Here is a 15823-nt window from a genome sequence, read left to right as displayed (position 1 = left end):
TGAGAAAACTCCTTTTTTCTTACTCCATACCACCGCACCCTTTTGATCAAACGTTTCAACTTGCTCTTGCTACTTTTTAAAGTGATATGGAAGAGTGGCGACAACAATATCCCGTTTCCATAATAAACGGAATCTTAATAAGAAAGCAGATTGATTGTGCAAAATGGTGTGCCATCTTTTTTTCGGAATAAATTGAGGGACGAGCACCATCACTCTATATTGATGTGCATTTGCTTTCGCTTCAATCGTTTCAAGAAATTTATCAAGCGGGTGAATGAGACTTCGATAAGACGAATGTAAAATCACAAGACGCACATCACTATTCAGCTTTTCCCAATCAGCTTCAATTTTCTTGTCTTTCTCTTTATCAAACGATACATGAACCGCTATGACCTGGTCTGATAAGGATTTTGCATATTGCACAGATTGTTCGACGACACGTGTGACACCTGCTATTGGGACGATGACCACATTTCCTTTGATTTCGACAGGCTCGGTTTCATTCAATAAACGCAATTGTTCTCCAACAGACAGATAATGTTTCTTAATAGAATGAAAAATAAATAGAACAATTGGCATGAAAACAAATACTGGCCATACAAGGTGAAACTTGGTCAAAATGAGAATCATGAAAACCGTAAATGAAATAAGTGCTCCCACGATATTGATAGGCATTTTCACTTTCCATCCCTGTGGTTTTTCACGAATCCACTTTACACACATACCTGTCTGAGACAAGGTAAATGGAATAAACACACCGACAGCATAAAGTGGAATGAGGTGTTCTGTTTTCCCATCAAATAGCCAAATGAGCAGCATAGAAGCAACACCTAAAAAGATAATGCCATTGGAATAACCGAGTCGATCTCCTCTCACTGTAAACATACGCGGCATATATTTATCTTTTGCTAAGTTAACAGCCAATAATGGAAAAGCTGAAAAACCTGTGTTTGCCGCTAATATTAAAATTAAAGCTGTGACAGCCTGAATGACATAGTAGAAAAACGTCCGTCCAAATGTGTCTGATGCAATTTGTGACACAACCGTTTCTTCTGGCTTTGGCGAGATGCCAAAACCAAACGCAAGCAATGTCACTCCTACAAATAGAACGGCCAGTAATCCCCCCATCATCAATAAAGTTCTCGCTGCATTTTGTGCAGCTGGTTTTTTAAAGGATGGAATTGTATTAGAAATCGCTTCAACACCAGTTAAAGCAGAACAGCCAGACGAAAATGCCTTTAATAAAAGAAATAACGTGATGCCTGATACATGTGTGCCAAATGCTGTATGTTCAGGTGCTGGCGGCACTTGCCCTGTTAATAGTTTAAACCCGCCCACTCCAATTAAAATGAGCAATGAAAAGACAAATAGGTACACAGGATAAGCCAAAATAGATGCCGACTCTGTCAGTCCACGAAGGTTTAACACCATAATCACTAGAACTAATACGATTGAGATCATGACATGATATGGATATAGAGCTGGAAAAGCCGATGTGATCGCATCGGTCCCAGCAGAAATGCTCACTGCTACGGTTAAAATGTAATCGACGAGTAATGATCCACCAGCAACCAGCCCTGGTTTTTCACCTAAGTTTCTGCTGGAGACGACATACGCCCCGCCGCCTTCTGGATAAGCATAAATAATCTGGCGGTAAGATAGAATTAACGCCATTAAAAGGATTAATACACAACCTGCAATCGGGAGTGAGTACCAAAACGCTGCCGCACTGACAACTGATAATACAATCAAGATTTGTTCTGTACCGTATGCGACTGACGACAATGCGTCTGATGACAATAATGCCAAAGCTTTGATTTTTGATAGTTTTTGTTCTCCTGCTGCCTGTGATTTTAATGGTTTACCAATTAAAATACGCTTCATCAAACTGTACATGTGATGCCCGCTCCTTTAGTGTCAAACGATTTGAGTTACAAAATTTGGATCGCCAAAAAGACACAGAGGCAATAGAATGCCCCTGTGCCTATTGTTTAGATCACAGGTTGGTCTTTGCTCTCTTTAACGCTTACGAGGTTAGCTGACGGATTCGGGCGCATGAGATTTTGCCCTACCTTAAAAGGATTCACCCCACGTGGTGTTTTATACCACCACAATTGGTTCCCCCGCTCATCGAAATGATTCAGCGATTGGTCTTTTATAAAAGAGATCATACTCCCGTTTGACACCAAAGTAAAGAGATTTTTTCAAGGTCTTTTGATCGTTTAGAACTCAGTCTTTTTACGGTTTTTTCGTACGAAATAGACAATCATCACAAGCACAAAAAGGATGAGTGCAGCGATACACACAAAGTAAATCCAAGACTCGCTGCTGCTTTGTTTTTCATTTGTTTTCAGACTGTTCGATGTGCTGCTGACGGATTGATGATTAGAAAACACGCCTTTGTTTTTACTCTCTATTGCAACTGTTGCTTTTTCTGTATTAGTTTGAAGAAATTGCATGACTGCATTTGACACGTAAGCTTCAGTTGCAGTCATTCCTGAAAAGACTGTCATTGTCTGTTCTTTATTCCAAACAGATGGCTGCGTCCATACAATTCGAGCCGTTGTTTCGTTGATCATGCCGAAAGAAGATACATCATACTGATCCTTTTTCACCGGAACAACGAGATCGGCTGCGTTTTCTTTCAGAAGAGAGAATGTTTGAATGCCTCCGATGAAAATGAGAGGGTGATTTTTCAATTGTTCATTTGTCACTTGAGAAGCTTTTATTAAATGATATTGAGCTACTTCTGGCTGACTAAAAGATTCCGTCAGCATGGCCATTTGATTGATTGTTTCACGCTTGATTTGATCTGGTATGATGATCAATGTATTTTTTGAAGTGAACGGGAGCGGCCATGCGGCTAAATCTGGCTTTTCACTCGTTGTTCCTTCTGGTATTTGTAAAGTGCTATTTTTGTCAATGAATATCCAGCCTTCTTCATCTGTATGTCTGCAGGATTCCATGTTTTTAAAACCACTTGTGACAAATTGCAAATCAATATATTCATTTTTTTGAAGTATCTTTGAATCTACTGGAATCGAGACATGATAGAATCCATTCGCATCTTTGTTGCCTAGTTTTGTTAATGGTACGTCGTGCGGTTCGTCATTGATCATAACAGTTAACCGTTCTGTTTTGCTTGCTGCTGTATCAGATTTTTTGAATGAAAGATTGAGCTTTGCACCTGATTTTTGGTTAGCCAGTAGCGCTTTCGGATAATAGTAGTGGTCGGATGCCGTCTTGTTGGTCCCAACCGTGACATCATCTCCGCCAAAATCTTTCAAACGAATCTTGTGAGATGGTTTAGACGTTTGAGTTGCAGCCTTTTGAAGCAGCAGGTCTGTTCCAGTCAGTTGATCCGTTAATTCTGACTGAGTCAGAACATTGATTTTTTCAGCGATTGTCACAGGCTTTTCCGCTGTCACCAATAAAATGGGCTGTTCTGTTTTCTTTGCTGTCAAAGTTCTCATCGCTAACGTAAGATGACTGCTTTTCGTTTTAGTTCCTGCACCTTGTTCAATCGTTTTCATCCGTCCATCCCAGCTTCCTTTAGCTCCCACAGCAATCGTTGGGTGAGCCACTTGCTTGATGTCCTTTTCTTGGATAAGTTTGATCTCTTTTTGGCGATCTTTGTTTTTCAACGTACGGTATACTTTGATGGCTGCTTCTAATTCAGCTGCATCCGGTGAATTAGGAATGACAATGTCTGTCTGTTCTTTCTGATCACCTGTTTGAATAAAAGGTGATGGAAAGCTATCTAATGTGAAATCTTTCGTCTTGATTCCTTTGAATGTAAGTTCACTTTCAGGATACACTTTTAGCCAATTGGCAGGTGTCTCTTGGTTGATACACACGCCTTCTTTTAAAACACCATAAAATGTGACCTGAATGCGGTGAGTACCTTTTTTCAATTGTGCTTTATTCAACTTGATTTGAATCGACTTCTTCTGGTTTTCCCCTGATACAGGGATGGTCTTTTCGATCTCTCCATCAATCATAACAGTGAATGAGGAAGGTGAAATCAATAATGGTGAAGCCTCTATATTGAACGTCAATGTGCTTGACTCTGTTTTTTCCTGATCCACTTGATAGGTAAATTCAGTGCGGTCTTCTTGTCCATATAAGGTCACTACATCTTCTGATAGATGCTGCGTTTTTGTTTTGCTTTCTTTTGAAGGTTGAACCCAATCATCTTTGACTTGAACTCGGTTGGATTGCGCCATTGCTTGACCTGCCATGAAAAAAGGCTGGATCGCTAAGGATAATCCTAATATATAAATTAACCACTTTAACGATTTCAATATGTCACCCGCTTTTCTTTTGTTGTTGATTGTAACGCTCGGTTTTGTACCATTTCACTTCTTGTTTCAATAATCGGCTTTTCACCTCTACACATAAGGAGTACACAACAAGCGCAATCCATACTTGGGAATAGGTAAAGTACATGAGAACGACAATGAGAATGTTTTGTTTGGTCAGCTCTGTTTTCTCTATGCTTAACGTAATCATCACTTCTGTTAAAAAGAGAAAAAAGGCCAACCCCCATAGGATGAGTGCCACAGCTCCCACAGATAAGTGAAGGTCAACGAATAAGTTTACAATAAAAATGCCGTTGGAGAGCAGTACACCAAAGAAAAATAAGAAATACGTAAAGAAAAAATAAAATAAATCGAAAATCATTCGTTTTCGTTTTAATTTCATAAACTGTCTTAAAAATTTGAGCACAACATATTGGTTGCCTCTAGCCCAGCGTGTTCGTTGTCGCCACCAGACTTTCCATGTTTCAGGCTCTTGTTCCCATGTAATCGCAGCAGGAAAGAACCGAATCACATAGCCCAGATTATACACACGAATTGTTAATTCAGTGTCTTCAGCTAGTGCATGGACATCCCAGCCGCCAAGCTCTTCTAAAATGTGCCGGCGGATCGCAAAGTTGGTGCCTGGTATTGTCGCAATGCCAAACCATTTCCATCTCCCGCCTTGCGCCATCCACTGGAAGCAGATCGTTTCTATGTTAATGAATTTTGTCAGGAGGTTTTTGGCTGCATTAATGACCCTGAATTTCCCGACAACAGCACCTGCTTTAGGATCATTCAATAATCCAAGAACCAAATGGTAGACGGCTTTCTTTTCAGGCATATTATCTGCATCGTATACACAAATAACGTCTCCTGTCGAAGCCTTCAAGCCTTCATTCAGTGCAGTAGATTTCCCCTTCCCTGCAAATGGCGGCTTTGTTTCAATCATATGGACATGATCGTATTGTTCACTAAATGATTGCACAATCTCCCCTGTACGATCAGAGGAATTGTCATTAATCACAATGATTTCAAGAAGGTGTTTGGGATAGGATAACTGGACCATGGCTTTTAGCGTCTGCCGAATGACCACTTCTTCATTATGTGCTGGAATGAGAATGCTGACGGTCGGCAGATCTTTCCCTTGTTTCGTCCATTTAGGCAGTACTTTTTCGTAAGTTAAATAGTGCTGAAAGCCTCCCTGCATCAGAAACATATGATATAGGAGCATGATCCAAATCAGTATTAATGATAGGTAAAATAAGATATCAGCCACCTGATTTTCTCTCCTTAAAGATCCGTTTTTTCATCGTCAGCCTTAAATACAATGTGTAAAAAGCAAATGCCACAATAAAGAGCAGAACCACCATTGTGAGTATTCGAAGCATATTTTCCATCCCGCTTCGTTTGTGTGTTTTTGGTTCAGCTATATTGGATTGCTCTATTTGAATATGACCATTTCCTGCTGTTTTGATCTGGACATTCTGAGTTTGAACAGTCTGTTTTGTTTTCTTTAAATCTAGCCATTCACTAGAAGGGATCGCATCCATTTGTGTGATTACATCTTGCAGCCCATCTATCCCCGCTTCCACATCATAGGACAGCCCAATGGCGGCGGATTGGATATGCTGCATGGATTGAATTGTTTGCTCTGTCAGTATGTTTGCACCTTCTTGGCCAGACGCTGTATCTATAGACTGTTCAGGATATAAAGTCATGCCATGAAGCATGGCGGGTGTCGACAAAAATGGTGATGCACTACTTGTTTTCCATGTACGGTCTGAGAGCTGCACCTGTCCAAATAGACTGGACACATGGCGGGAAATCACTTCATAGCCTTGCAGGGATATGGCGTCATTCGGCACTTCAAATGCAAGTGGATATAACCCCTGCTGCGTGAGCAGTTCAATGCCTTTTGTCAGCTTTTCTTCTGTATAGATGGCTTCTTGATGTTGATTGGATTTGATATACACATTAAAATCTTTTTCATTCGGAAAAAAGCTTTTGTTCAGCTGCTGATCAGCTTTCTCTGGTTCATTTGACGTAACGGGCTGATCGTACTTTACATCCCAAAATTCAAAGCCTTTACCCGACTCCTCCGTTCGATACGTACGGCTAAACCCATGAAGAACGACACTAGCTCCATTGCTTTGCAATTGTTTTAACACGTGGACAAGTTTAGGTCGGTCACTGAGCGTCACTTCATCCCCTGTTGCTGGATCAATCCATATAGGGGTCACCGCCAGCAGAAAAGGGATATGGCGAGCTGTTACGTATCGCCCAAGTTCAAGTAACTTCTTCTCATCCGTGACGGGGTTAATCTTCCCAAGCTGTAAGTACTTTGTCGTCGTTTGATTAGAAGCCGGCAGGAGACTTTCCAGCACCTCTGCAAGCAGCTTGTCGTGCTGAAGGATATTTAGCATTCCGACATATGCCGCACCTTCTTTTGTTTGAATCACAAATGGCTGTTCAGCTTGATTTTTCTTCAATAAGAATTTACGTTGCAGATCTGTCCCTTGAACCGTCTGAGCTGTGATTCCTCTCTCTAGATGACGGTATTCTTGATCATCAGTATCTTTGATTTGACTGATGTGATCTTGTTTGTGAAAAGTAAGCTTGGAGAATGGGCGAAGCTGTTCCGCATTGTATCCAATTGCAATTAAGCGTTTTGATTCGTTTATGAGACGAATGGTTTGTGCTTTCAACGTTCTCTTTTCTTCACCTATATAGATAACTTGCTGAAAGTTATTGAGGTTCTTTTCAGTGATTTGTTCATCAGATAAAATGGTCGTTCGTGTGGAAAAATGCCCCACAAGTACATCAAGCATATGAACAGATGGAGTTGCCTCACCTGATTGTGTGGAATAGACGATGAGGGTCCTGGACTCTTTCTCAAGTGCACCGGCTGATGTACTGTCTTTGATCAAAAGCATAGAGAAAAGAACGATTAACAAACAACATTTCGTCAAAACATTAAAGTTCATTCATCATCATCTCGTTTTCTAGTTCTTCTAAAAATTGCTCTGGTGTCCGATAGTCCGAGCTGCTTGTTAAATGACAGACATGAAAAGTTAAGGTCACTTCACGACCATTTAGCAGGACATGCGTTTGCAGTTTGTCCTTTAGCTTTTCAAGAACGATCGAGACGTTTTCTGCAGGTGTGTGAGTGAGCAGCAGCCCGATTCGTTCTTCGGATAATCGAAATTTCTTATCGGTTTCTCTCACACTTTCGCGTATCTTCATACTGAGTTGCTGGAAAAGATGCTGCATTTCTTTTTCTCCATATAATGTTTTGAATTCAGCTGAGTAATGCATATGAAGAAGGATAAAGACGAATGGCTGTTTGTATCGTTCTGCTCGTTTCATTTCCTCAGACAATTCGAGCCTCATCCGCTCTGCATTGTCAAATCCTGTGGTTGAGTCAATCGCTACAAATTGTTTGATGGCCCTCTTTTGTTGGTCAATGGTGTGACGCATCGTTTTTATTCGCTCATGCACGTTTCCAGCAGAAATAGCAAAAAAGAGAAGCGCCACGCCCCATATCACGACATCTTGCAACGTTTGATGAGAAAAGAGTGAATTTGTGTGACCAAGCTCTGTAAAGAACATCCCGCTTCCTATAAAGAACAAAATCAACAAAGTAAAAACCAATGCTGGCAAAATACCAAATAAAATGCCGCATCCTATCACGACAAATGTGAGTGTGATGATCATGACACTCTCCGCATCACGTCCATTCAAGTAGCCCATAAATAAAATGAGTCCCGCAAACGTGAGGAGCAGCGTATAATACGTGCGATAGGTGTTACTGAATAACCTTTTCATTTAGAAGCTCCCTTTCTGCAATTAGAGGCAATAAATTATCAAATGAGTGTGTATCTTTTTCGTTCATATAGCCTCCGTAATAAGGCTTGAGAGGATCTTGGATTTGCAGCTCTTTCATTCGGTGATAGACGTCTTTTGCAAAATCATCTTCTCCTTGTTTGAGTGCATATAAGATCACCAGTGCATAGACTGAAGGCGATTCATACGTCACTGCTGGCTGTAATGTGCTCAGTTTATATCGTCCATACAGTTTTCCTTCCTTTTGGAAGTTGGTTTTCAGCCATTTCATGATGACTTTTGTATCAACCTGTGCACGTTCGGCATAAAGAGCCGTATAAAGCTGATCGATCAAGTTGATTTCCTGATCAAATGAGTAGACTTTCTTCGCTATGTCATAGGATTTTGGAAAAAATCCTTTTTGTCTCGGTGCATTTTTTAGAATGGCCAATTGGTTGTTCATCATTTGTTCTGTGAATAGGTGGAGGGATACTAGTTCTTTGATTGCTTTTGGGTCAAGATATGAAAGTGTGATTGTGTGTGAAGTTTGTTTTGTCGATGCATCATAATAGTCGGTCAACATACCCTTGAACATGTTTTTGTCTTTTAACGCTTTTGCGATTTTTTTGGCTGTGGTTTGATACACTGACTTCTGCCACAATTGATCTGCTTTTTGAAGTGCTGTTACTACACGTAAGTCATCAACTAAAGCATTGACTTTGCTTTTTTGATGAGATTCGATTTGCCAGCTAAGAAGATCATGTTCCAGTAAGAATTGAGTGCGCAGGACGTCTACCTGTTGATCAAAAGATGTTTGATCTTTTTTTCTAACAAGATAATCCATCCAAAGTCCGAGCGATTCTGATAAGTAAGTAGGCTGCTCCGCAAGCGAGGTCCGAATCATGCCTTGGTCTGTCATTAAGTGGTGAGTCATAAAGTACTCTCCTGACAATACTGGCTTTGCAGGTTCTGGTTGAGCTGAATGTTGCTGCTGTTTCCAGGTACATCCGCCTAGTAGAATGACAATGAGTATAGCGATAGCTGTACGATGTATGGGTGTATCCATTCGTGTCCCCTTTCAATCCTTGTTCTCTCTAAGCATCTAACGATTTATTATAGAGCGTTTCTGTTTAAATGAAAATAAATATTTTATACCAAATTACGAGTCTTTTCGCTTACATATTCCCATTTACAGAAAAACAACATGTCAAAATACTCGAACAAACAAAAAACCCATGCGAATTCACATGGGTTTTTACACAACTATTGATCTAATTTTAGTTTCTTCAATTGTTCTGCAAGTGCATTATTGATTGGTTCTTCCACTTTCTTTTGTTTCTTCATATATTTGGACACATCGTGCTTACTGGCTCGTTTTTGATTGGATTGTGATTTGCGTTTTTCGAAAACAGACAGTTTCTCTCTATGACCACAAACACAGGCAAATATTTTGCCATCACCTTCTCCTCGTAGCTCAAGCTTTTTATGACAGTTCGGGCAGCGTGCATTTGTTTTCTTTGCCACATTTTTTCGATGTCCACATTCTCTATCCTGACAAACAAGCATGGTACCGTTTTTCCCGTTCACTTTTAACATGAGTTTTCCGCAGTCAGGACAATGTGTGCCTGTCATGTTGTCATGCTTAAAGGTTTGGTTCGTTTGTTTGATTTCAGATACGGCTTGTTTTGCATATGACTTCATTTCACTCATGAATTGAGAAGCTTTCAGTTGGCCTTTCGCAATTTTAGAAAGCTTTTGTTCCCATTCCGCTGTTAACGCAGGTGACTTCAAATCTTCAGGTACTAAAGAAAGAAGCTGCTTCCCTTTCGATGTGATGAAGATGTCTTTGTCTTTTTTCTCAATTAAGAAGCTGTTAAACAGTTTCTCAATGATATCAGCTCGAGTTGCCACTGTCCCCAATCCACCCGTTTCACCAAGGGTTTTCACTAAGTCTTTTTCCTTGTTCTGCATAAATGTAGACGGGTTCTCCATGGCAGATAAAAGGGTCGCTTCGTTAAAACGAGCAGGAGGTTTCGTTTCGCCTTTTGTCTCTTTTAATTGGCGTACGTCAAGTGACTGCCCCTCTGTTAATGCCGGCAAGTGCTGATCTGCTTCGGCTGATTCCTCGTCTTCATAGGAATCATCGTACACGGCTTTCCAGCCAGCTGATTGCACAATTTTTCCTTTCGCTGTGAATGTCTCACTGCCGATCTTGGCGATCACTGTTGTTTCCTCATATTCAAAGGGGGTCATCAGTACAGCGAGGAATCGCTTGGCAATCAGGTCATATAATTTACGCTCTTTATCACTTAATGCACCTGAATACAGCTCTTCCTCGGTTGGAATGATCGCATGGTGATCTGACACTTTGGCATCGTTGACGAAGCCTTTATGTGCTTTAATGCCTGATTGTAAAATGCGATTCACATGCTGCGCGTAAGGTCTAACGTTCATTCCTTTGAGTCGATCTTTTAATGTAGGCACGATATCTGCCGAAATGAAACGTGAATCCGTACGCGGGTATGTGACGAGCTTATGCTGTTCATACAGACGCTGAAGTGTAGACAATGTTTCTTTTGCTGAAAAACCGTAGCGTTTATGGGCATCACGCTGCAATTCTGTCAGGTCATACAATCCTGGAGCAAAGGATTTTTTCGCTGTTTTTTTCAGTGCATCAATCACTGTAGGTTTTCCTTTACAGGCTGCCAAGCGCTCCTTCACTACATCCTCTTGGAATGTACGGTTTTGTTTGGTCTTTGCATCCTGCCAAGTCAGCGTCAGTCCGTCTACTTGTGCCGTCAGTCCAAAGAACGGCTTCGGCTGAAATTGCTGAATGTCTTCCTCTCGCTTGGCGATCATAGCAATCGTTGGCGTTTGCACACGTCCACAGGATAACTGCGCATTGAACTTCGTTGTCAGCGCTCTTGTTGCGTTGATTCCTACAATCCAGTCTGCCTCTGCACGCGCAACCGCCGAGCGATACAGGTTATCATACTCTCTGCCGTCTTTTAATCGTTTGAACCCTTCTTGAATGGCTTTGTCTGTAACAGACGAAATCCATAGACGTTTTAGAGGCTTTTTCACATGTGCTTTTTCAAGAATCCACCTTGCCACAAGCTCCCCTTCACGTCCAGCATCTGTTGCGATGACAATGTCTTTTACATCTTTTCTCGCCAGCTGCGCTTTGACCGCTTGGAACTGTTTGCCTGTCTTTTTCATCACGACAAGCTTGAGTGGTTCTGGAATAATTGGTAAATCCTCTAGACGCCAGGATTGAAATTCTTTCCCGTAGCCTTCTGGATCAGCCAGTGTCACCAAGTGGCCAAGCGCCCACGTGACAATGTATTGATCTCCTTCTAAGAAACCATTTCCTTTTTTATGACACTTCAGCACACGTGCAAGGTCACGTCCTACCGAAGGTTTCTCTGCTAATACAACTGTTTTTGACACTAGATTTCACATCTCTTTCTTCTATCCATCCTTTTATTATAGCAGACGTGGAGATGTGGTTCTAATGACGGATTATTTCTTCAATCGTTTAATGATTTCGTTTGTGACCTCTTGTGTTTGATAAGCTCCGCCGATGTCTGCCGTTAAAAAGCCGTCTGCTGTGACAGATTCAATCGTATCGAGAAGGTGTGTGCCTAATTCTTCCTCTCCGAAATGATCAAGCATGAGTTTAGCGGTCCAGATTTGTCCGATAGGGTTTGCGATCCCTTTTCCAGCGATATCTGGTGCTGATCCATGTACTGGCTCAAACATGGATGGATATTTGCCATTTACATTGATATTGGCTGCTGGTGCGACACCAATACTACCCATTATAGCGGCACCAAGATCCGTCAAAATGTCACCAAATAAATTGCTGGCAACAATCACATCGAATTTCTCTGGTCTTGTGACAAAGAAGGCTGAGAGCGCATCAATGTGCTGAGAATCTGCCGCCACATTAGGGTAGTCCTTTGAGACGTCTTGAAACACTTCATCCCAAAATGGCATGGTATGCACGATGCCGTTTGACTTTGTTGCACTTGTTACATGGTTTCGTCTCTTTTCTGCTAATTGAAAAGCAAAACGCATCGCACGTTCTGTCCCTTTTCTAGAGAAGACGGCATTTTGAATCGCAAGCTGATCCTCCCCTTGATAAATCCGACCCCCAATTTCACTATATTCGCCTTCTCCATTTTCTCTTACAACTAGTAGATCAAAATCTTTTGGCTGAGCAAGCGGAGAACGGATGCCCTTTAGCTGTTTTGCCGGTCTTACGTTAATCACCTGTTCAAATTCCCGTCTAATTTTAATGAGCAGTCCCCAAAGCGAGATATGATCAGGCACTAAGTTGGCATCACCGACAGCCCCTAAGAAAATACTGTCAAAGGCTTTCAGTTGTTCCAATCCATCCTTTGGCATCATTTCGCCATGCTCTAAATAGTATTCGCAGCTCCACGGAAAATCCTGAAAAGAAAAAGTCAGACCGCCATGCACCTCTGATATCGCTTTCAAAACACGTACTGCTTCTGGTACAACTTCTTTTCCTACCCCATCACCAGGTATCGTCGCAATCGAAAAGTGTTTCATTGTATTCTCCCCCTTATGAATGGTCGACCGTCGACCGATTAAGTTGAGTTTACTAAAGAGTTCATGTTCTTTCAATAAACAAAAAGACGCTTTTTGATCAAAGCGCCTTTTTGTTCTGCAACTGTAATGGGACTGACTGTTTTTTTCTACCTGCTCCTTTTTTATCTGAAAGAAGCAATCCTCCCAAAGTCAGAGCTGTTCCGAGCAGTGACATGAAGGTCAATCTCTCATGGAGAACGATCATTGAAATGACCATCGTGATGATTGGAACGCCATAAATGTAGATACTCGATTTCACCACACCGATCGTCTTCACGGAAAAGCTCCATGTCAGAAAACAAATAGCAGATGCAAAGACGCCTAAAAACAGCAAGTGGAAGGCAAACGATGGATTCGTCAACCGCTCCCAGTCTAAACGAATCTTAAAATGCCAGATCAGTGGAATCATCCATAAAAGCCCGTAAAAGAAAACACGTCTTGTCACCTGAATAATATGGTAGCCATATTGATTGATCATTTTCGATAAAATGGAATAAAATGCCCAGACAATGGTAGCCATAAATGCTAAAGCATCGCCGAGTGGATTCAATTGGAATGTCGTCATCCCGTTCAAGCTAATCAGCACAATTCCCGTCATCGCAATGAAAAAACCGATAAAAAACCGGCTATGTAGCGGCTCATCTTTTAATAAAAAATAAGACAATAGAAAAGAGAAAAATGGGACAACGGAGCTGATAACACCTGCATTCGAAGCGAACGTATAGGTAAGTGCAACATTTTCTAAAAAATAGTATAAGACCACACCGCATAACCCTGCGAGCGCAAACATCCCTTCATGCTTTCTATGTTGCACCTTCATGGTGACTGGATAAATGATCATCAGGGCAAGGTACCCAAGGAAAAAACGAAAAAATAAAATCTCTGTTGGAGAAAAAGCCGTTAATAATATTTTGGTTGATATAAAGGTAGATCCCCATAAAAAAATGGTGAGCATGGCTGCTAGATGACCAAGAAGCTGTTTATTTTTCATTTTGCTGTTACCTGCTTTGCAAAAATTTGCTGATACTGCCCTGGCGTAAGCCCAATAAATTCCGAAAAGAAATGAGTCAAATGACTTTGATCAGAAAATCCAGCGGCAGCAGCTACATCTATTGGCTTCATTCCTTGGGCGAGAAGTTCCTTCGCATAGTTCACCCTGATTGTCTGTAAATAACGATACGGCGTAATTCCTCTGAACTTTGTAAAAGCACGCAGCAATGAATATTTGTTCATGGACACAAGCTCACCTAAGTCATCTAACGATATATTTTCCGTGAGATGTGTTTCAATATATTGCTGTACGTCTTGGACTTTTTGTTCATTGGCATTGGCTGCTGATACTTTTTCCTCTGGTGTATCAGAATAGGTTTCGATCAACTGCTTCATCAAAAAGTAAAAGGCTTCCTGTTTATTCAAAGCAGGAGCTTCTTCTGTGATCATTTGATGAAGATCATATAATTGCTTTGCTAGTTCACTTTGTGAAACCACAGGGGCTTTAAAATGCGGCTTGTGCTGAAAGACCTTCTCCAGCACCTCTGGTTCAATATTTAAGCTGCGATAATCTAGCGGCATGTGATCAAATTGTTCACATGCGTGGTTATCGTACGGATTGAAAAGAAGGATATCTCCTTTTTCAATGATGTATTCTTGATTTTGGCAGAACATACGTCTTTGACCGCCTTCAATAAATCCAATCACATAGTATGGATGAAAATGTTTTGGGAACTTTTTGATGATGGCATGAAAGCGATACGCCTCTATTTGCAAGTCCTTATCAAAATGGACTGTTCGTTCCTCTAGTATTCTCATGTCGATCCCCTCTTTTCACTGAGCTGATCATTAGTGTAGCACACCCTTTTTCTCTTGGATTGTACGATATTGACTTTTCGATGCAGGCTTGCCTAGAGGGAAGAACTTGGATAACATGAGACAAAAGATGATGTACAAAAGAGGGAATGATGGGATGAATTCATTCGAGATGGAAAGACCAGCACCGTATCACATGCAATTTTATGAACAGCTGAAGCAAATGATTTTTGATGGCCAGTTTCAGCCAGGAGAGCGCATCAATGAAACGCAGCTTGCCAAACAATTTGGCGTAAGCCGCTCACCAGTGAGAGAAGCCATGCGGCTTTTAGAAAAGGACGAACTTTTAATCGCTGATCCCAAATCAGGCTACTCTGTCTATACGTTAACAGAGCGGGATGTCGAGGAACTCTATCAAGTCCGAATGGCTTTAGAAACGCTTGCCGTTAAGCTTGCCTGCAAAGAAGCCACAGATAGAGAAATAGATGACATTGAACAGGTGCTCACGAAGGCAGACGAAGCGATCAAACAGCAGCTGCCATCTCAGGATATCGTTCAGTTACACGAAGCGTTTCATCAAACAATCATACAAGCCAGTCACAATCACCGTTTATCTAAACAATTAAATCACGTGAATGCGCTCATTCATTATTGCCGCATCTTTCATTTTAGCGGCGGGCCTCGGGCCGAGACGATTCAAAAAGAGCATACGGCCATTTTCACTCAAATAAAAGAACGCCGGGCTGCTGAAGCCGTTCAGGCGATGACAGACCACCTCATACATGATGTGGCGCATTTAAAGCAAGTACTCTCTGAAACAACCGAAAAGTAATGCGTGTCATTTCCCATTTTTTAAGCATTCGTTGAACATATTTTGAATTTTTCGTAGATTATCGCATGTTCAGGCGATCTTTCGTTTATATTAGAAGATGAGAAACTAGCTTTTATACAGGAGGATTTGTATATGCATACAAGTATTAGCCGTCTGAGACAGGCGGGTTTTATTGAGGGTATGTCTCTTTTAACCCTTCTTTTAATTGCCATGCCTCTAAAATATTTTGCGGATATTCCGATGGCGGTCACCATTGTGGGCTCTCTTCATGGCGCATTGTTTGTGATCTATATGCTCATTTTGGCATATGTGACCTTTAAAGTTCGCTGGCATTTGAAATGGTCCATCGCCGGATTCTTTGCGGCATTCATTCCTTTCGGCAACTTCGCCTATGACAAGGTGCTTCGCCAGTATGATACAAAAGCTTAATCAAAAAGGGCTAAAA

The 15823-nt window shown here is 41.3% G+C and carries 12 protein-coding genes and 1 riboswitch; of the genes, 2 read left to right on the top strand and 10 right to left on the bottom strand.

Annotated features, from left to right (window positions below; translation table 11 throughout):
• Positions 1-69 precede the first annotated feature (69 nt).
• From V7L95_RS09520 to V7L95_RS09475, 10 genes are all read right to left on the bottom strand, one after another.
• A complete protein-coding gene (locus tag V7L95_RS09520) occupies positions 70-1896 on the bottom strand; it encodes an APC family permease (protein WP_007498061.1) in 1827 nt (608 codons plus the stop codon).
• Between the two features lie 112 nt (positions 1897-2008).
• Positions 2009-2156: riboswitch (cyclic di-AMP (ydaO/yuaA leader) on the bottom strand.
• 66 nt (positions 2157-2222) lie between these two features.
• The gene (locus V7L95_RS09515; protein WP_340966011.1) at positions 2223-4304 is read right to left on the bottom strand and encodes a cellulose biosynthesis cyclic di-GMP-binding regulatory protein BcsB; all 2082 of its coding nucleotides are present in this window, start codon (positions 4302-4304) and stop codon (positions 2223-2225) included.
• A gap of 4 nt (positions 4305-4308) precedes the next feature.
• The gene (locus tag V7L95_RS09510; RefSeq protein WP_039166140.1) at positions 4309-5577 is read right to left on the bottom strand and encodes a glycosyltransferase; all 1269 of its coding nucleotides are present in this window, start codon (positions 5575-5577) and stop codon (positions 4309-4311) included.
• Positions 5570-7285, bottom strand: coding sequence for a DUF2334 domain-containing protein (locus tag V7L95_RS09505; RefSeq protein WP_340966007.1), 1716 nt, complete (start codon positions 7283-7285; stop codon positions 5570-5572). Before V7L95_RS09505 ends, V7L95_RS09510 begins: the two co-directional genes overlap by 8 nt.
• Entirely contained in the window at positions 7275-8126 is an 852-nt protein-coding gene (locus tag V7L95_RS09500; RefSeq protein WP_046527399.1) for a GGDEF domain-containing protein, read from the bottom strand. The genes V7L95_RS09505 and V7L95_RS09500 overlap by 11 nt, the downstream gene beginning before the upstream one ends.
• Positions 8107-9189 carry a glycosyl hydrolase family 8 gene (locus V7L95_RS09495; protein WP_171465011.1) on the bottom strand — a complete coding sequence of 361 codons (1083 nt, stop codon included), beginning with the start codon at positions 9187-9189 and terminating at the stop codon, positions 8107-8109. Before V7L95_RS09495 ends, V7L95_RS09500 begins: the two co-directional genes overlap by 20 nt.
• Before the next feature lie 197 nt (positions 9190-9386).
• Positions 9387-11573: a DNA topoisomerase III gene (locus tag V7L95_RS09490; protein WP_340966000.1), complete on the bottom strand. Its 2187-nt coding sequence runs from the start codon at positions 11571-11573 to the stop codon at positions 9387-9389.
• A gap of 72 nt (positions 11574-11645) precedes the next feature.
• Positions 11646-12701: a tartrate dehydrogenase gene (locus V7L95_RS09485; RefSeq protein ID WP_113747471.1), complete on the bottom strand. Its 1056-nt coding sequence runs from the start codon at positions 12699-12701 to the stop codon at positions 11646-11648.
• Between the two features lie 97 nt (positions 12702-12798).
• On the bottom strand, positions 12799-13731 hold the full coding sequence (locus tag V7L95_RS09480; protein ID WP_008347149.1) for a DMT family transporter: 933 nt from the start codon (positions 13729-13731) through the stop codon (positions 12799-12801).
• Complete coding sequence (locus V7L95_RS09475) at positions 13728-14549, bottom strand: AraC family transcriptional regulator (protein WP_017358421.1); 822 nt, start codon at positions 14547-14549, stop codon at positions 13728-13730. Before V7L95_RS09475 ends, V7L95_RS09480 begins: the two co-directional genes overlap by 4 nt.
• 154 nt (positions 14550-14703) lie before the next feature.
• Here V7L95_RS09475 and V7L95_RS09470 point away from each other — a divergent pair, with 154 nt between their 5' ends.
• Both V7L95_RS09470 and V7L95_RS09465 read left to right on the top strand, forming a co-directional pair.
• Positions 14704-15378 carry a GntR family transcriptional regulator gene (locus tag V7L95_RS09470; protein ID WP_025206775.1) on the top strand — a complete coding sequence of 225 codons (675 nt, stop codon included), beginning with the start codon at positions 14704-14706 and terminating at the stop codon, positions 15376-15378.
• Between the two features lie 132 nt (positions 15379-15510).
• Entirely contained in the window at positions 15511-15807 is a 297-nt protein-coding gene (locus V7L95_RS09465; protein ID WP_008347156.1) for a DUF3817 domain-containing protein, read from the top strand.
• Positions 15808-15823: the final 16 nt, after the last annotated feature.

This window comes from Bacillus sp. PPSBB_11, from assembly GCF_038023285.1.
Classification (GTDB): domain Bacteria; phylum Bacillota; class Bacilli; order Bacillales; family Bacillaceae; genus Bacillus; species Bacillus altitudinis.
This window is presented reverse-complemented; position numbering and strand designations above follow the sequence as displayed.

Excerpts from the sequence above, each read along its gene's own strand:
- V7L95_RS09520 (WP_007498061.1), bottom strand. The coding sequence starts at position 1,896 with ATGTACAGTTTGATGAAGCGTATTTTAATTGGTAAACCATTAAAATCA.
- V7L95_RS09505 (WP_340966007.1), bottom strand. The coding sequence starts at position 7,285 with ATGAACTTTAATGTTTTGACGAAATGTTGTTTGTTAATCGTTCTTTTC.
- V7L95_RS09500 (WP_046527399.1), bottom strand. The coding sequence starts at position 8,126 with ATGAAAAGGTTATTCAGTAACACCTATCGCACGTATTATACGCTGCTC.
- V7L95_RS09495 (WP_171465011.1), bottom strand. The coding sequence starts at position 9,189 with ATGGATACACCCATACATCGTACAGCTATCGCTATACTCATTGTCATT.
- V7L95_RS09485 (WP_113747471.1), bottom strand. The coding sequence starts at position 12,701 with ATGAAACACTTTTCGATTGCGACGATACCTGGTGATGGGGTAGGAAAA.
- V7L95_RS09480 (WP_008347149.1), bottom strand. The coding sequence starts at position 13,731 with ATGAAAAATAAACAGCTTCTTGGTCATCTAGCAGCCATGCTCACCATT.
- V7L95_RS09475 (WP_017358421.1), bottom strand. The coding sequence starts at position 14,549 with ATGAGAATACTAGAGGAACGAACAGTCCATTTTGATAAGGACTTGCAA.
- V7L95_RS09470 (WP_025206775.1), top strand. The coding sequence starts at position 14,704 with ATGAATTCATTCGAGATGGAAAGACCAGCACCGTATCACATGCAATTT.
- V7L95_RS09465 (WP_008347156.1), top strand. The coding sequence starts at position 15,511 with ATGCATACAAGTATTAGCCGTCTGAGACAGGCGGGTTTTATTGAGGGT.